The organism is Pseudacidovorax sp. RU35E (assembly GCF_900156165.1).
In the GTDB taxonomy this organism is placed as follows: Bacteria; Pseudomonadota; Gammaproteobacteria; order Burkholderiales; family Burkholderiaceae_C; genus Xenophilus.
Genome location: NZ_FTMY01000008.1, coordinates 40,451 through 57,469 on the forward strand (window position 1 = coordinate 40,451; position 17,019 = coordinate 57,469).

Here is a 17,019-nt window from a genome sequence, read left to right on the forward strand (position 1 = left end):
CGCGCTTTCGACAAGCGGCGCCCCACGCCGCCGTGGCCGTCACCGCTGGATGGCGGCCCTGCATCCCCACGACGGAGAGACAAGAACATGGAAGTTTCCTTCAGCAAGGAAGTACAGGCGCTGCGTCTGGGCGCGGGTCAGACCTTCCACGGCGAGGGCATCCTGGCCATCACCAAGGGCCTGCTGCAGGCCGGCGTCGCCTATGTGGGCGGCTACCAGGGCGCGCCGGTGTCGCACCTGCTGGACGTGATGGTGCAGGGCCGCGACTACATGCAGGAGCTGGGCGTGCATGTCGAGGCCTGCTCGAACGAGGCATCGGCCGCGGCCATGCTGGGCGCCTCCATCCACTACCCGCTGCGCGGCGCCGTGACCTGGAAGTCCATCGTCGGCACCAACGTGGCGGCCGATGCGCTGTCCAACCTGTCCTCACCGGGCGTGACCGGCGGCGTGCTGATCGTGGTGGGCGAGGACTATGGCGAAGGCGCCAGCGTGATCCAGGAGCGCACCCATGCCTATGCGCTCAAGTCCAGCCTGTGCCTGCTCGACCCGCGCCCGCACCTGCCGACCATGGTGCGCATGGTGGAGGAAGGCTTCAACCTCTCCGAGGCCTCGAGCATGCCCTGCGTGATGGAGCTGCGCATCCGCGCCTGCCATGTGCGCGGCAGCTTCGACTGCAAGGACAACCGCGCCCCGGCCGTCAGCACCCGCAGCCTCATGGAAGAGCCGGCCCGCTTCGACTACGAGCGCCTGGCCCATCCGCCCGTCACCTTCGGCCACGAGAAGCGCAAGAGCGCCGAGCGCATCCCGGCGGCGCAGCGCTACATCGCCGAGCACGGCCTGAACGAACTGATGCCCGGCCCGCGCGAGGACCTGGGCATCGTGGTGCAGGGCGGCCTGTACAACGCCCTCATCCGCGCGCTGCAGCAGCATGGCCTCGCCGATGCCTTCGGCCAGAGCGAGATCCCGATCCTGGTGCTCAACGTCACCTACCCGCTGGTGCCGGACCAGATCGTCGACTTCGCCGCCGGCAAGCGCGCCCTGCTGGTGGTGGAGGAAGGCCAGCCCGAGTACATCGAGCAGGACATCGCCACCCTGCTGCGCCGCCGCGACCTGCAGACGCCGCTGCACGGCAAGGACCTGCTGCAGATGGCCGGCGAATACACCACCGAGGTGCTGACCCGCGGCCTGGCCACCTTCGCCGCGCGCTACCTGCCCGAGGGCGCCGGCCAGACTGGCACCGACTGGCTGGCCGCCAACGACGCGCGCCGCCGCGCCGTGGCCGAGCTGCTGGGCAAGCCGTTGCCGGGGCGGCCACCGGGCTTCTGCATCGGCTGCCCGGAGCGGCCGGTGTTCTCGGCCCTCAAGCTCGCGCAGCAGGAAGTGGGCAAGGTGCACATCGCGGCCGACATCGGCTGCCATGCCTTCGGCACCTTCGAGCCCTTCAGCGGCGGGCATTCGATCCTGGGTTACGGCATGAGCCTGGCCAGCCGCGCGGGCGTCTCGCCCATGATGCAGCGGCGGGTGCTGTCGATCATGGGCGACGGCGGCTTCTGGCACAACGGCCTGCTCACCGGCGTGCAGAGCGCGCTGTTCAACGGCGACGACGCCGTGCTGCTGATCTTCAAGAACGGCTACACCAGCGCCACCGGCACGCAGGACATCATCTCCACGCCCGACGAGGACACCAAGGCCCGCGCCGAGGACAAGCAGCAGAGCCTGGCCCACAAGAACCACACCATCGAGGACACGCTGCGCGGCCTGGGCGTGAAGTGGATGCGCACCGTCCACACCTACGAGGTGGCGACCATGCGGGCCACGCTCACCGAGGCTTTCACGACGTCCTTCGAGGGCCTGAAGGTCATCATCGCCGAGGGTGAATGCCAGCTGGAGCGCCAGCGCCGCATCAAGCCCTGGCTCGCGCAGCTGCTCAAGAAGGGCGAGCGCGTGGTGCGCGTCAAGTACGGCGTGGACGAGGACGTGTGCAACGGCGACCACGCCTGCATCCGCCTGTCGGGCTGTCCCACGCTCACGCTCAAGGACAACCCCGACCCGCTCAAGGTGGACCCGGTGGCCACCGTCATCGACGGCTGCGTGGGCTGCGGCCTGTGCGGCGCCAACGCCCATGCGGCCACGCTGTGCCCCAGCTTCTACCGGGCCGAGGTGGTGCGGAACCCGCGCTGGCACGAGCGGCTGCTGCATGGCCTGCAGTCGGCGCTGGTCAATGTCCTGCGTCCGGCGTGAGCGCGCCCGCCATGCCGATCCCCACTTCCAACGCCGCGCCCGCCATGACCGACGCCACCCACCAACGCCCTCTCACCCTGCTGCTGTGCGCCCTCGGCGGCGAAGGCGGCGGCGTGCTCACCGAATGGCTGATCGAAGCCGCGCGCCATGCCGGCTATGCGGCGCAGAGCACCTCGGTGCCCGGCGTGGCCCAGCGCACCGGCGCCACCACCTATTACGTCGAGGTCTTCCCGGTGCCGCTGGCGCAGTTACAGGGTCGGCAGCCGGTGTTCAGCCTGGTGCCGGCGCCGGGCGCGCTGGACGTGATCGTCTCCTCCGAACTGCTTGAGACCACGCGCCAGATCGCCAATGGCATGGCCGACCCGGCGCGCACCCAGGTGCTCACCTCGTCCAGCCGAAGCCTGACCACGTCGGAGCGCATGGCGCTGGGCGATGGCCGGGCCGATGCGGCGCAGCTGCTGGAGGTGGTGCGCCGCTTCAGCCGCGCGCACCAGGTGCTGGACATGGCGACGATGGCCCGCGAATGCGGCACCGTCATCAGCAGCATCATGTACGGCGCCATCGCCGGCAGCGGTGTGCTGCCCTGGCCGCGCGCGGCCTTCGAGGCGGCGATCCACGATCCGGCCTCGGGCAAGGCGCCGGGCGCCACGGCGGCGGCCAGCCTGCGCGGCTTTGCGCGTGCCTACGAAGCCGTCAACGCGCCGCGGCAGCAGGCCGCCTTCGTCGATGCGCTGCTGAAGGACCCGAAGGTGGAAGCGACGCCGGCCCCGACGCTGGCCCCCGAGCTGGCGAGCCGCTTTCCGGCTGCCGTGCACGAGCTGTTGGCCCTGGGCCATGCGCGCACGCGGGAGTACCAGGATGCCGCCTACGCTCGCCGCTACACGGACCGCCTGTCGCGCGTGCTCGATGCCGAACGCGCGTCCGACCCCGCGGGCGCGCAGGGCTGGGCCGTCACCCATGAGATGGCCCGCTGGCTGGCCCTGTGGATGGCCTTCGACGACATCGTGCGCGTGGCCGCGCTCAAGGCCCGCGGGAGCCGCGCCGTGCGGGTGCGCACCGAGGTCAAGGCCGGCGAGGCCGACCTGCTGCGCGTCTACGACCACTTCAAGCCCGGCGTGCCGGAGTTTGCCGCCCTGCTGCCCCCCGCCCTCGGCCGCCGGCTGCAGGACTGGGACCGCGCCCGCCAGCGCCGCGGCCAGTCGCCGTGGGCCCTGCCGCTGAAGGTGGGCAGCCATTCGGTCGTCGGCATGGCGTCGCTGCGGCTGCTGGCCAGCCTGCGCCGGCTGCGCCCCATCGGCAGCCGCTTCGCCGAGGAGCAGCGGCTGATCGAGCACTGGCTCGCCGCCGTCGAGGCCGGCGCGCGCGAGGACTGGGCCCTGGGCCACGAGCTCGCGCTGTGCGGCCGGCTGATCAAGGGCTACGGCAGCACCAACGAGCGCGGCAAGGCCAACCTGCTGCACATCGTCGACCACCTGGCCCGCAGCCCCGGCCGCACACCGGCCGAGCGGGCGCAGGCCATCGCCAAGGCCCGCGAGGCCGCGCTGGCCGACGAGGCCGGCACCGCCCTCGACGCCGCGCTGCGGGCCCACGGCGCGCCGCCGCGGCCGGTGGCCGAGCAGCCGATCCGCTGGATGCGCCGGCCGCCCCGCTCGCAAGGCCAGAGCGCCTGAGACACCGAGAACCCCAATAGACCAAGAAGGAGACAAGCGATGACCCCTCAACTCCATACCACGATCCGCAGCCCGCGCCGCCGCCTGGCGCTGACGCTTGCAGGTGCCGCGTGCGTGGCCGCCGCCCTGTCCGCCCCGTTGGCGGCCCATGCCCAGGCCTGGCCTGCCAAGCCGATCCGCGTGGTCGTCAACTTCCCGCCCGGCGGCGCCGCCGACCAGCTGGCGCGGCTCGTGGGCCACCCGCTGTCGGAGGCGCTGGGCCAGCCGGTGGTGGTCGAGAACCGCGGCGGTGCCAACGGCAACATCGGCGGCGAGGCGGTGGCCCGCGCGCCAGCGGACGGCTACACGCTGCTGATGAGCTCCGGCGGCATGGTGTCCGTGAATCCGCACCTGTACGAGAAGATGCCCTTCGATCCGGCCAAGGACCTGGTCCCGGTGGCCGCCGCGGCGCGCGTGCTGGTGTACCTGGTCATCCGGCCCGAGCTGCCGCCCAAGAACATCCAGGAGTTCATCGCCTACCTCAAAGCCCGGCCGGGCAAGCTCTCGTACGGCTCGCCGGGCGTGGGCAGTTCGCCGCACCTGGCGGGCGAGATGTTCAAGTCGCAGACCGGCACCTTCGCGACCCACGTGCCTTACCGCGGCGCGGCGCCCGCGCTGCAGGACCTGCTGGCCGGCCAGATCGACTACTACTTCGACCCCGGCATCGCGCTGCAGCAGGTCAAGGCCGGCAAGCTGCGGCTGCTGGCGGTGGGCAGCCCGCAGCGCTCGCCGCTCTTTCCCGACGTGCCCACGCTGGCCGAGGCGGGCCTGAAGGGCTTCGACGCCGACACCGTGTTCGGTTTCTATGCGCCGGCCGGCACGCCCGCGCCGGTGATCGCACGGCTCAACACCGAGATCAACAAGGTGCTGGCGCTACCGATGGTGAAGGAACGCATCCAGCAGCTGGGCGGCGAAGCGGCGCCGGGCACGCCGGCCGCCTTCCACGACCGGGCGATGACGGATTCGACGCGCTTCGGCGCCATCATCAAGGAACGCGGGATCAAGGCCGATTGAACACGGGGGCCGCTAACCTGCCGCCATGTCCAAGACCATCACCTACACCGCCCGCGTCGAATTCGGCGACTGCGACCCCGCCGGCATCGTCTGGTTTCCCAACTTCTTCGGCTGGATCGACGCCGCCTCGCGCCATTTCTTCGCCGGCTGTGGCGTGCCGCGCTGGGAGGAGACGACGCGCACCCTCGGCGTCATCGGCACGCCGCTGGTGGACACGAAGGCGCGCTTCGTCAGCACCGCCAGCTATGGCGACACCCTGCGGTTCGCGGTCCAGATCCGCGAGTGGCGCGAAAAGAGCTTCGTGCAGGCCTATCGCGTGACGCGTGACGACCCCGAGGGCGAGACGCTGATCCTGGAATGCGAAGAGGTGCGCATCTTCGGCGGCAAGCGACCGGACGGCCGGCTGCGCGCACTGCCCATTCCGCCGGAGATCCGCGCCTTGTGCGAATGACGTGTGGACGCGCCGGCCCGGCAACCGGACCGCATCGGGGCGGCACCCAGGCCTACACGCAGGCGCGCCTTGCCGGGGCAACATCCCGTTACGCATGACGGCAGCCGGATCGGCTTCTTCATCGCAGCCGGCCTGAAGTCCTGTCATGGTCGCCGCGGCCTGGCCGCCCCATCCGTCTCGTGCGTCTTTCCATGTTCCAGACCATCGCCCTCCATCCGGCCCCGACCGGGTCGCCGTCCGGCGGAAGCGGACGCTGCAAAGGCTGCCGCGAGGGAGAGACGCCGCTCTTTCCATTCAGCTTTGCCTACCAGCCGATCGTCGACGTGCCCGCCCGCAGCGTATGGGCGCACGAGGCACTGGTGCGCGGCCCGGGCGGCGAAGGCGCGATGACGGTGCTCGATCAGGTCAATGCCGACAACCGCTACCGCTTCGACCAGGCTTGCCGCGTCAACGCCATTCGCACGGCCGCCGACCTCGGCATGGACACCCGGCTGTCGATCAACTTCCTGCCGCAGGCCGTCTACCGGCCCGAGATCTGCATCCGCACCACGCTCGAGGCGGCCGACAAATACGGCTTCCCACGCGACCGCATCGTGTTCGAGGTGACCGAGGGCGAGCGGGTGAGCGACGGCCCATGGCTGGCGTCCATCCTCACCGAATACCAGCGCTGCGGCTTCCTCACCGCGATCGACGACTTCGGTGCCGGCTATGCGGGACTCACGCTGCTGGCCGACTTCCAGCCCGACATCGTGAAGCTGGACATGGCGCTGGTGCGCGATGTCGACAGCAGCCGGCCCCGGCAGGCGATAGCCCGCGGCATCCTGAGGATCTGCGAGGAACTGGCCATCACCGTCATCGCCGAAGGCGTGGAGACGGCCGGCGAGCGCGACTTCTTCGCCCACGAGGGCGTGCGGCTGATGCAGGGCTACCTGTTCGCCCGGCCCTGCTTCGAAGGGCTGGCCCCCGTGACCAACGTCGCCGGCTGAACGGCGCACAGGCGCGCCGGGCAGTTCACGCCGGCAGCACCAGCAGCGCGCGGAAGTCGTTCACGTTGGTGTGGGTGGGGCCGGTGACCAGCAGGTCGTCCAGCGCACCGAAGAAACCGTAGGCGTCGTTGCGGTCCAGGTGGTCCGACAGCTTGAGGCCACGGCTCTGCGCGCGCGTCAGCGTGTCGGGCGCCACGAAGGCACCGGCGTTGTCCTCCACGCCGTCGATGCCGTCCGTGTCGGCGGCCAGGGCCCACACGCCCGCCTGCCCCATCAGGGCGCCCGCCAACCCCATGCAGAACTCGCCCGCGCGGCCCCCCCGTCCCTTGGGACTGCCGGCGGGCCGCGCACGCACGGTCACCGTGGTCTCGCCGCCCGACAGGATCACGCAGGGACGCGCGAAGGGTGTGCCGTGCTGGGCCACCGCGCGGGCCAGGGCGGCATGCACCTTGCCGACCTCGCGCGATTCGCCCTCCATCTCGTCGCTCAGCACATGGGCCTCGATGCCGGCCTCGCGCGCCGCATGGGCCGCGGCCTCCAGCGACTGGCGCGGCGTCGCGATCAGGTGCACCGCATGGCCGTCGAACACGGCATCGCCGGGCTTGGGCGTCTCCAGGCAGCCGCCGCGCAGGCCTTCCATGACGGGCGTCGGCACCTCGATGCCGTAACGCTGCAGGATGGCGATGGCCTGCGCGCAGGTGCTGGCGTCGGGCACGGTCGGCCCACTGGCGATCACCGCCGGATCGTCGCCGGGCACGTCGCTGATGGTGAGCGTCACCACACGCGCCGGTGCACAGGCCGCTGCCAGCCGGCCGCCCTTGATGCGCGAGAGGTGCTTGCGCACGCAGTTCATCTCGCCGATGTGTGCGCCCGATTCGAGCAGCTGGCGGTTGATGCGCTGCTTGTCCTCCAGCGTCAGGCTGTCGGCCGGCAGCGTGAGCAGGGCCGAGCCCCCGCCGGAGATCAGGCACAGCACCAGGTCGTCGGCCGTGAGGCCCTGCGTGAGCGCCAGCATGCGTTCGGCCGCGCGCAGGCCGGCGGCATCGGGCACCGGGTGCGCGGCCTCGACCAGTTCGATGCGCGAAGGCAGACCCGCCGGCCGCGGCGGGATGTGGCCGTAGCGCGTGACGACCAGGCCCGACAGTGGGGCGTCCTGCGGCCACAGGGCCTCGAGCGCCTGCACCATCGAGCCCCCGGCCTTGCCGGCGCCCAGCACCAGCGTGCGCCCGCGCGGCGGCGGCGGCAGATGTCCACCCATGCGTGCCAGCGGCAGTGCCTGGTGCACCGCCACCCGGTAGAGGTGTTCGAGGAAGGCACGCGGCTGATGGCGCGGATCGGGTGTGGACGCGGTGTCGGATGCGATCATGTTCGTTGTCTCCATGGGCCGCGGGCGGTTGCCGCGGCCTTCGATTGCGCAAGAGGAATGTACTGATGAAAACCCTGCTGATCCGCAACGCGGCCTGCGTCGCGACCTTCGACGATGCGCGCACCGAACTGCGCGACGCCTCGGTGCTGGTGCGCGGCCATCGCGTCGAGGCCGTCGGCCCCGCGGCCGAACTGCCGCAGCAGGCCGACGAGGTGATCGATGCCCGCGGCCATCTGGTGATGCCGGGGCTGGTCAACACCCACCACCACATGTACCAGTCGCTCACGCGCGCCATTCCGGCCACGCAGGACGCGGAGCTGTTCGGCTGGCTGCGTGGCCTCTATCCCATCTGGGCCGGGCTCACGCCCGAGATGGTGCAGGTCTCCACGCAGGTCGCCATGGCCGAGCTGCTGATGTCGGGCTGCACCACCAGCAGCGACCATCTCTACATCTATCCCAACGGCGTGCGGCTGGAGGACAGCATCGAGGCCGCGCAGGCCATCGGCATGCGCTTCGTCGCCTCGCGCGGCGCCATGAGCCTGGGCCAGTCCAAGGGCGGCCTGCCGCCCGACCGCGTGGTGGAGGACGAGGAAGCCATCCTGCGCGACACCGAGCGCCTGATCACCACCTGGCACGACCGCAGCCATGGCGCCATGGTCAACGTGGCGGTGGCGCCCTGCTCGCCCTTCTCGGTCAGCCGCGAGCTGATGCGCGATGCCGCAGCCCTGGCCCGTCGGCATGGCGTGCGCCTGCACACCCACCTGGCCGAGAACGACCACGACATCGCCTTCACCCGCGAGAAGTTCAGTTGCACGCCGGCCGAGTACGCGCAGGAGCTGGGCTGGCTGGGCGACGACGTCTGGCATGCCCACTGCGTGAAGCTGGACGAGGCCGGCATCGGCCTGTTCGCGCGCACGCGCACCGGCGTGGCCCACTGCCCCTGCAGCAACATGCGCCTGGCCTCGGGCCTGGCGCCCATCCGCCGCATGCTGGACGCCGGCGTGCCGGTGGGTCTGGGCGTGGACGGCAGCGCCAGCAACGACGGCGCGCACATGGTGGGCGAGGCGCGGCAGGCGCTGCTGCTGGCGCGGGTGCGGCGCTCGCTCGATGCCTTCGGCTGCGACCATGGCCCGGCCGAGATGACCGCGCGCGACGCCCTGGCGATGGCCACCCGCGGCGGCGCCCAGGTGCTGGGGCGCGCCGACATCGGCCACCTGGCGCCCGGCATGTGCGCCGACCTGGCCCTCTTCGACCTGCGCACCCTGGGCTTCGCCGGTGGCGCGGTGCACGACCCGGTCGCCAGCCTGCTGCTGTGCGCCAGCCCGCAGGCGGCGTACACGGTGGTCAACGGACGGATGGTGGTACGCGAAGGCCAGTTGGCGACGGTCGAGCTTCAGCCGCTGGTGGAGCGGCACAACCGGCTGGCCCGAGACCTGGCCGAGGCCGCGCGAAGCATCTGATCGAAAGGCCGCGGAGCAGGCCACGCGGGCGACATCCGCGGAACCGGCCTTGGCCTGTCCTGAGCCCGTCGAAGGGCCGGGCCGCAGGATGTGCCCCCTGCAAGGGGGTGGGCGAAGCGACACGAGGTGCGCGAAGCCTGGGGGTCAGTTCGTCTTCGCGCCGCCCTGGAACCAGCGGCCGATCAAGGCCCGCTCGGCCTCGGTGATGCCGGTGGCGTTGTTCATCGGCATGATCTTCGTCACTACCACCTGCTGGTAGACGGCCTGCGCATGCGCGGCCACCTGGTCGGGTGAGTCGAGGCGCACGTTCTTCATCTGAACGGCGGCGCCGTGGCACAGGTAGCAGCGCTGCTCCAGCACCTTCTGCACCTCGGCATAGGCGACCGGCGCGGCCTGCGCGGCGGCGGGTTGCGGGGCAACCGGCGCAGGCTTCATCCAGACGATGGTCAGGCCCAGCACGGCGACGCCGAGCATGGCGTAGGGCAGCGGGTGCTTTGCGTTGCCCAGCTTCCAGCGATGGCGCACCACGAAGAACTGCCGGATGGCGGCGCCGCCCAGCATGATCAGCAGCAGCACGATCCAGTTCTGCGGATGCGTGTAGGTGAAGCTGTAGTGGTTGCTCAGCATCGCGAACAGCACCGGCAGCGTGAAGTAGGTGTTGTGCACGCTGCGCTGCTTGCCGCGCTGGCCGTGGATGGGGTCCACCGGCTTGCCCTCGCGCAGGGCCGCCACGCTCTTGCGCTGGCCGGGGATGATCCAGAAGAACACGTTCGCGCTCATGGTCGTGGCCATCATGGCGCCCACCAGCAGGAAGGCCGCCCGGCCCGCGAACCACTGGCAGGCCAGCCAGGCCGCAAAGGCGATGAAGAGGGCGATCAGCACGCCGACGATGGTGTCGCCGTTCTTGCGCCGGCCGAAGATCTGGCAGATGGCGTCGTACACCATCCAGAACACGACGAAGAAGGCGAGCGCCACGGCGATGGCGGCGCCGGGCTGCCAGTCCATCTTGCTCTTGTCGATGAGATAGGTGCTGGCGTTCCACAGGTACGACACCGTGAAGAGCGCGAAGCCGCTCAGCCAGGTGGAGTAGCTTTCCCAGAAGGACCAGTGCAGGTGCTCCGGGATCTTCTTCGGCGCCACCGCGTACTTCTGCATGTTGTAGAAGCCGCCGCCATGCACGGCCCATTGCTCGCCGCCGACACCCTTGTCGAGCGACTCCGCGTCCTTGGGCTTCTCGAGGCTGTTGTCCAGCATCACGAAGTAGAAGGAGGCACCGATCCAGGCGATCGCGGTGATGACGTGGAGCCAGCGCAGCAGCAGGTTGGCCCAGTCGAGGTAATAGCTTTCCATTGCCTAACCCTGAAAGGTCGTTCCGTCCTGCTCACCACCGCGGGCGCTGTAAGCAGAGAAGAGCCGCGAACGCCGGGCACCGGGGGTTGGTGCACCTCATCGCTCCGCTGCGGCGGTTTGTTGTGGACGGGAGTGTATACAGTTTGCCGTCGCACAGCGGAGGCCGCGCGACACCGCCCCGGGTTTTCACCGAGCGCGACGTACAGGGTGCAATAAGCATGCCGCTCGGCGCGGCCGGCCGTGCGCAATTACCGCAATCGCGGGTTGTGTTGCGCGACGGCCCGCCTGGGTTCAGGACGCAGGCGCCTCGGCCTCCTCCGGGGCGGGCGCTGCGTAGCGGCGTACCAGCGCCAGCAGTTCGTCCTCGCCGTAGGGCTTGCCGAGGTAATGGTCCACGCCCAGCGCCTGCGCATGCTCGCGGTGCTTGCCGGCGATGCGCGAGGTGATCATCACCACCGGCAGGTTGGCCAGTTGCGCATCGGCGCGGATGTTGCGCACGAGGTCGAAGCCGTCCATGCGCGGCATCTCGATGTCCGACAGTACCAGCGCCGGCCGCTCGCCCTGCAGCAGTTCGAGCGCCTGCAGGCCGTCGGCGGCCAGCGCCACCCGCCAGCCTTCGCGCTGCAGCAGGCGCTGCGTGACACGACGCACGGTGATGGAATCGTCCACCACCATCACCAGCGGCACCTGGGCCGACGCGCGGCCCTCGTGGCCGGGCGCGTCGTGCGCGGGCAGGTCCAGGGCCACGCGCTGGCGCCGCCGCGCCTGACCGCCATGCAGGGTGCCCAGCACCACGGGGTTGTGGATCATCACCACGGCCCCCGACGCCAGCACCGTGACGCCCACCAGCCCGGGCACGCGCGACAGCTGCGGCCCCAGGTTCTTGACCACCACTTCCTGGCTGCCCAGCACCTCGTCCACATGCAGCAGCACACGCTGCGCGGCGCTGCGCACCACGACGACGGTGTTGGCGCGTCCAGGCGGCTGTTCGCTGGCGTCGGAGGCCTGCAGCAGCGCACCCGCCCAGTAGAAGGGCAGGCTTTCGCCACCGTAGCCGCCGTGTGCCTCGGCATAGGCCTGCGCCAGTTCGGTGGCGCCGGCACGCTGCACCAGTTCCACCAGACTGGCCGGCACACCGAAGGTCAGGTCGCCGGCGCGCAGCATCACCACCTGGGTCACGGCCGTGGTGAGCGGCAGCACCAAGCGGAATTCGGTGCCCTGCCCGGCCATGCTGCGGGTTTCGATGCGGCCGCCCAGGGCCGTGACCTCGGCGCGGACCACATCCATGCCGATGCCGCGGCCGGCCAGCTCCGACACCTCGTTCGCAGTGGTGAAGCCGGGACGGAAAACCAGTTCGGCCAGCGCCTGCTCGTCCAGCGGCGCGCCGGGCGCGATCAGGCCCTGCGTCTCGGCGCGGTCGCGGATGCGCTCGGCCCGAAGGCCGCCGCCGTCGTCGGCAAAGCGGATGGCGATGTCGTTGCCGTCCTGGCGCATCTCCACGCGCAGCTGCCCGGTGGCCGGCTTGCCGGCACGCTCGCGCTCCACCGGCGGCTCGATGCCGTGCACCACCGCGTTGCGCAGCAGATGCTCGAAGGCCGGCGCGATGCGGTCGAGCACCCCGCGGTCCATCTCCACCTCGCCGCCCAGCAGGTCGAGCGTCACCGGCTTGCCGGTCTCCTTGGAGGCCTGCCGCACCACGCGATAGAGACGCTCGGCAAGGTTGTCGAAGGCCACCATGCGCGTGCGCAGCAGCGAGCGCTGCAGCTCGCGCGTCTGACGCGCCTGGGTCTGCAGGCCGTCCTCGGCGACCTGCACGGTGCGCTGCAGCGTGCGGTGGACGGCGGCCACGTCGTCCACCGACTCGGCCATCATGCGGGTGAGTTCCTGCACCCGGGTGAAGCGATCGAACTCCAGCGGATCGAAGCCCTGCGCGTCGCGCGACTGCATCTGGCGCGACTGCATCTGGCTTTCGGCCTGCACCTCCAGGTCGCGCAGCTGCTGGCGCAACCGCTGCAGGTTGCTGGTGAGGTCGCCCAGCGCCCCGCGCAACTGCTCGACCGAGGCCTCCACGCGCCCACGGGTGATGGTGACCTCGCCGGCCTCGGCCATCAGCCGGTCCAGCAATTGCGCGCGGATGCGCACCAGCGGCCCGGCCGCTGCGGCGACCGTCGGCGTGGGAATGGGCAATGCGGCCGCCAGGGCCTGTTCGAGTCCGGGGGGACGGCGGCCTTCGGCGCGGCGGTCCGCCACCGCGGCCGACTCGGCACCGGGGGCCTCGGGATTGCGGTCGGCCAGTGCGGCGGCGCCTGTCTCCACCCGCAGGGCCGGCGCACTGTGCTCGGCGGCCACCGAGTCGGCGGCCTGCTGCTGCCGCCGCGCCTCGTCGGCGGAATCGGCGGCACGCAGCCGGTCGAATTCGGCCTGCAGCGCATCCAGCCGGCCCAGGGCCTGCTCCAGCGCGCCGCGCACGGCCTCGCCCAGACCCAGCGGCTCCAGGGCCGACTCCATCTGGTGGGCACGCTGGCCCAGGCGCATGGCGCCGGCGAGCCGGGCACTGCCCTTGAGGGTGTGCAGTGCGCGCAGCACCTGCGCCCGCGCGTCGCCGTCGGCCGGTTCGGCGGCCCAGGCGCGCAGCGCGCGGCTCAGCTCGGGCAGCAGTTCGGCGGCCTCTTCCTCGAAGATGGGGAAGAGTTCGTGGTCGACCGCGTCCTGCACGGCGCCGAGTTCATCCTCCGGCTCCAGCGCCACATCGGGCCCGAGCGCGGAGGCCGGCGTGCCTGGTGACATCGGCTCGGCCACGGGGACCGCAAGCAGTGCGCGAAGCCGATCCGGCAGGCCGGCGGCAGGCGCCTTGACGAAGCCGGCCGCGAACTGGTGCAGCAGCCTGCGGATTTCCTGCGCCGCCTCGACCAGCACGGCCGCCTCGGCCGTCCCTGCACGGTGCTCGCCCTGCAGGTGCTGCAACACCTGCTCCACGAGACGCGCCAGCTCGGACAGCAGCGCAAAGCCGACGGTGGCAGAACTGCCGGCCAGCGAATGCGCCGCGGCGACGGCGTCATCGGGCAGTCGGCGTTCCGGCACTTCGGCCCAGGCGGCCAGCCGTTCGGCGAGCTGGCGCGACCAGTCCTCGGCCTCGCTCAGGTAGACGTTGTAGAGGGCCTGCGGAATGCGCAGACCGCCGACCAACCGCACCTCGTCCGGCGCGATGCGCGGCAGCGGGTCGGACCCGGGCGGCGCGGGCTCAGGCGCGACGGCCTGCGCCGGCTCGGGTTGCGGCTCCGGCTCCGGCTCCGGGTACGGATGGGGCACGGCGGGCGCTTGCGCCGCTTCCAGTTCAGGCACGGGCGGCGCCGCCACAGAATCGTCGGCCGGTGCAGGCTGCGGCGCATCGGATGCCTGCTCCCCGGCGCCGCCCGAGGGCAGCGACTTGTTGGCAGCCGCCAGGCCGTCGTCGTCCGTCGCTTCGGACCGCACCATCGACAGCTCGAAATCCACCCCATAGCCCGGCGCCAGGGGGACCGATTCCTCGGCAGGCTCGGCCTGGGCCGTGCGCTCGAAGTCGGCAGCCGTCTGGTCGTCGAACTCGGCCTCCTCATCCTCGCGCCGGATGGGCGCAGGCAAGGTGGGCGGCTCGTCGAAGGCGAGCTCCTCCTCCATGCGGGTGTGACCGAAGCCGGGCAGCGGCGGCGGCACGCGCGGCGAAGGCGGCGGATCAGGCAGCAGGTAGTCGAGGTCCGCCGGCCGGGTCGGGCCACCCAGATCGAGGTCGAGATCGGGCAGCAGGTCGGGCTCTTCGACCGGCGCAGGCAGCGGCTCCAGGGGCGCAGGCAGCGTGGTGGCCTCGAAGTCCGGCTCGAAGATGGGCAGCGCCTGCAAAGGCGCAGGCGGCGGAGCCGGGACGGCCCTCGGACCCTGCGGATCGTCTGCCGACTTCGCGGCCTCCGAGTGCCGCGGCGACGCCGGCAGCGCCACCGGCTCGGGCGCGGCGATGAGGGCCCGCATGGGCGCCAGCCAGGGCTCGCTCGGCGGCGGCGTGCCACCGCCGGCGATGGCTTCGATCCAGGCGGCAAAGCCGGGCAACGCGCCCTGCAGCGCCGCCATCAGCGGGGCGTCGGCCCGACGTTGCTCGGCCAACCAGGTGTTGAGGACCTGCTCGCAGGACCAGGCGGCGTCGCCCACCTCGGCCAGCCCCACCATCCGGGCGCTGCCCTTGAGCGTGTGGAAGGCACGGCGCAGGACCGTGAGTTCATCGCCGCTGCCGGGCGGCTGGGCCAGCGACTGCAGCGCGACACGGGCGGACTGCAGCACCTCGCGTGCCTCGTCCAGGAAGATGGCGCGCAGGTCGTCCTCGTCCAGCTCGGCCACGTCCATGCCCGGTGGCAATGCCGCCTCCGGCCGGGCCGGACCGGGGGACGCTGGCGCCATCGGCGGCGTTTGCCAGGTCTCGGCGGCGCGGCTGAAGGCTTCCAGCGCCGGCGCCACGACGGGCTCGGGGGCCGTCCGGGGTGCGGGCGCCGCCACCTCGGCCAGGCGTTGGGCGATCTGCGCATCCACCGCACGCGCGCTCTCGTCGTCCCCGGCCGGCGACTCGTCCTGCGGCGGGGCGGCCGGCGCCGGTGCGCCCTGGCGGCCCATGAGGGGATCGAGCCGGCCGGCCAGCTCGTCGAAGACGAAGAGCCGCCGTGCCAGCGCGGGCTGGTAGGCCAGCATGTCGATCAGGAAGCCGAGCGCGCCCAGGTTGTGGCCCAGGCGCTCGACGCCGGGCGCCTCGGGCGCGATCTGCCCTTGGCCGGCGCCTTCGGCCAGCAATTGCTCCACATCCTCGCGCATGCGCTGAACGGCGCGCGCGGCCTGGTCCAGGCCCAGCACCGACAGCACGCCACGCATCTGCGTGAGCTGGGCGGGCACGGCGCGCAGCACGCTGCCGTCCCCCGGCCGGCGGAAGAACTGGTCGAGCGACTTCTCCAGCTCGCCCAGGTGGGCGCGCAGCTCGTCCACCACGGTGCCCAGGCTCTGCCGGTCGCTCACGCGGTGGTAGAGCGCCTCCATCCACGGCGCCAGCGGTTCCGAGGGCGCCCCGCTGCGGGCACGCTCGATGCGGCCGGCCAGCTGCACGATGCGCTCGGCCAGTTCGCGGTCCTGCGGGTCGAGGTCGTCGAAGGCGGCCTCCATGTGCAGCAGCGCCGTCGCCACTTCGAGCGCCAGCTCGGTCGAGGGCGGCTCACCGCGGTGGATGACCTCGCCCAGCACCTGGTCGAAGGCCTGCACCAGCGGCGCAGCCGCCGGGTACAGGCCCATCAGCGATTCGCCCAGCTGGGCGAAGCTGTCGGCCGCCGGGCGCAGGCGGTTGAGGTCGCCATCGGAGATGGCCGACCAGCATTCCTTGGCGGCCTCGGCGCGGCGGCGGGCCTGCGCCAGCAGGGCCGGATCGAAGCGCCCGAAGCGGCGCTGCTCGTAATCGACCGGATCGCCGCGGCCCAGGCCCCAGGCCCGGCGCACGGTGGTCAGCAGCGGCAGCGGGCCGGGCGGGGGGGTCGGCACGCGCGCCTGGGCGCAGAAGAAGAGCAGGTCCTGCCCGAGCCGGTCGGCCACGGGCGCCGCGCCGCGGGCCAGGGCCGCGTACTGCAGCATCACGCGCGAGGCGGTGCGCCGCGCATAGGCGTCGGCCGGCAGCACGCCTGCCCCCAGGGCCTCGAAGAAGGCGCCGGCCAGCAGCCAGAAGCCGGCGGATGGCGTGCCGGGCGCCTGCCCCGCCATCAGTCGCAGGCACAGGGCCGCCAGGCGGCGGGCCGATTCGGCATGGCCACTCTTGACCACCGGCAGCAGGTCACGGTCCAGGCCGGCGCGGACCTGGGCATCGAGCACCAGCGGCGGCACGCCTTCGGGCCGCGGCAGCGGCGGCCAGGACCAGGGCTCGGGCCACAGGTCGGCGGGGTGGATGCGCTCGGCACCCGCCAGCTCCAGCATGTCGCGGTAATGGGGAAACAGCCCCAGCGCTGGCGCCGGCCGGCCGCCCATGAGCCGTGCCAGGAAGTCGGTCAGGGCGAAGCCGGCCCGCTCGATGGCGGCCACGGCGGACGCGGTCTGCACGGTCGGCTCGCGCAGGAGCCGCTGCACCGCCCATTCCATGCCCGAAGCCAGCCGCCCCGCCCCGCCCTGCCCCACCATCTGCAGCGCGCCGGCTGCCTGGTGCAGGTGATGGACGGCGGCCTTCAATTCGGCCTCGTCGCCCGCCTGCCCCGGCGCGTGCCCCAGCTGATGCCGGTGCACCGCCTTGGCCGCGTTCTCCAGCGACTTGCGCACTTCGCCATGCACCCAGGCCAGCGGGCCGAGGTCGGTGGAAGTGGACTCAAGGATCGGCATCGTGCTGGCGCCAGCGGTATTCATGCGGTTGCTCCGTCCCCTGGAGGGGGAAGGCGAAGCGCGACGCGCACAGCCTGGG

Annotated in this window: 9 protein-coding genes; 6 read left to right on the plus strand and 3 right to left on the minus strand. The window is 71.9% G+C overall.

Features of this window, described 5'->3' with window-relative positions; genetic code table 11:
* The first annotated feature begins 87 nt into the window (after positions 1-87).
* The 5 genes from BXA03_RS15415 (at position 88) to BXA03_RS15435 (ending at position 6,401) form a co-directional block, all read left to right on the plus strand.
* Positions 88-2,241 carry a thiamine pyrophosphate-dependent enzyme gene (locus tag BXA03_RS15415; RefSeq protein WP_076509415.1) on the plus strand — a complete coding sequence of 718 codons (2,154 nt, stop codon included), beginning with the start codon at positions 88-90 and terminating at the stop codon, positions 2,239-2,241.
* A gap of 11 nt (positions 2,242-2,252) precedes the next feature.
* Positions 2,253-3,911 carry an indolepyruvate oxidoreductase subunit beta family protein gene (locus BXA03_RS15420; RefSeq protein ID WP_234983704.1) on the plus strand — a complete coding sequence of 553 codons (1,659 nt, stop codon included), beginning with the start codon at positions 2,253-2,255 and terminating at the stop codon, positions 3,909-3,911.
* A 39-nt stretch (positions 3,912-3,950) separates the two neighbouring features.
* Positions 3,951-4,964 (plus strand): Bug family tripartite tricarboxylate transporter substrate binding protein, encoded by a 1,014-nt coding sequence (locus tag BXA03_RS15425; protein WP_076509417.1) that lies wholly within the window; start codon positions 3,951-3,953, stop codon positions 4,962-4,964.
* A 25-nt stretch (positions 4,965-4,989) separates the two neighbouring features.
* Entirely contained in the window at positions 4,990-5,415 is a 426-nt protein-coding gene (locus BXA03_RS15430) for an acyl-CoA thioesterase (protein WP_076509419.1), read from the plus strand.
* Positions 5,416-5,606: 191 nt separating this feature from the next.
* Positions 5,607-6,401, plus strand: coding sequence for an EAL domain-containing protein (locus BXA03_RS15435; protein WP_076509421.1), 795 nt, complete (start codon positions 5,607-5,609; stop codon positions 6,399-6,401).
* Between the two features lie 25 nt (positions 6,402-6,426).
* On the opposite strand, the gene BXA03_RS15440 is transcribed toward BXA03_RS15435, so the two are convergent.
* Entirely contained in the window at positions 6,427-7,767 is a 1,341-nt protein-coding gene (locus BXA03_RS15440; RefSeq protein WP_076509422.1) for a glycerate kinase type-2 family protein, read from the minus strand.
* A gap of 65 nt (positions 7,768-7,832) precedes the next feature.
* Between BXA03_RS15440 and BXA03_RS15445 the strand changes: the two genes are divergently transcribed.
* Positions 7,833-9,227 (plus strand): 8-oxoguanine deaminase, encoded by a 1,395-nt coding sequence (locus BXA03_RS15445; protein WP_083716108.1) that lies wholly within the window; start codon positions 7,833-7,835, stop codon positions 9,225-9,227.
* A gap of 144 nt (positions 9,228-9,371) precedes the next feature.
* On the opposite strand, the gene BXA03_RS15450 is transcribed toward BXA03_RS15445, so the two are convergent.
* Positions 9,372-10,577, minus strand: a complete 1,206-nt coding sequence (locus BXA03_RS15450) for a urate hydroxylase PuuD (protein WP_076509425.1) — start codon at positions 10,575-10,577, stop codon at positions 9,372-9,374.
* 291 nt (positions 10,578-10,868) lie between these two features.
* Positions 10,869-16,964: a hybrid sensor histidine kinase/response regulator gene (locus BXA03_RS15455; RefSeq protein ID WP_076509427.1), complete on the minus strand. Its 6,096-nt coding sequence runs from the start codon at positions 16,962-16,964 to the stop codon at positions 10,869-10,871.
* Between the last annotated feature and the right edge of the window lie 55 nt (positions 16,965-17,019).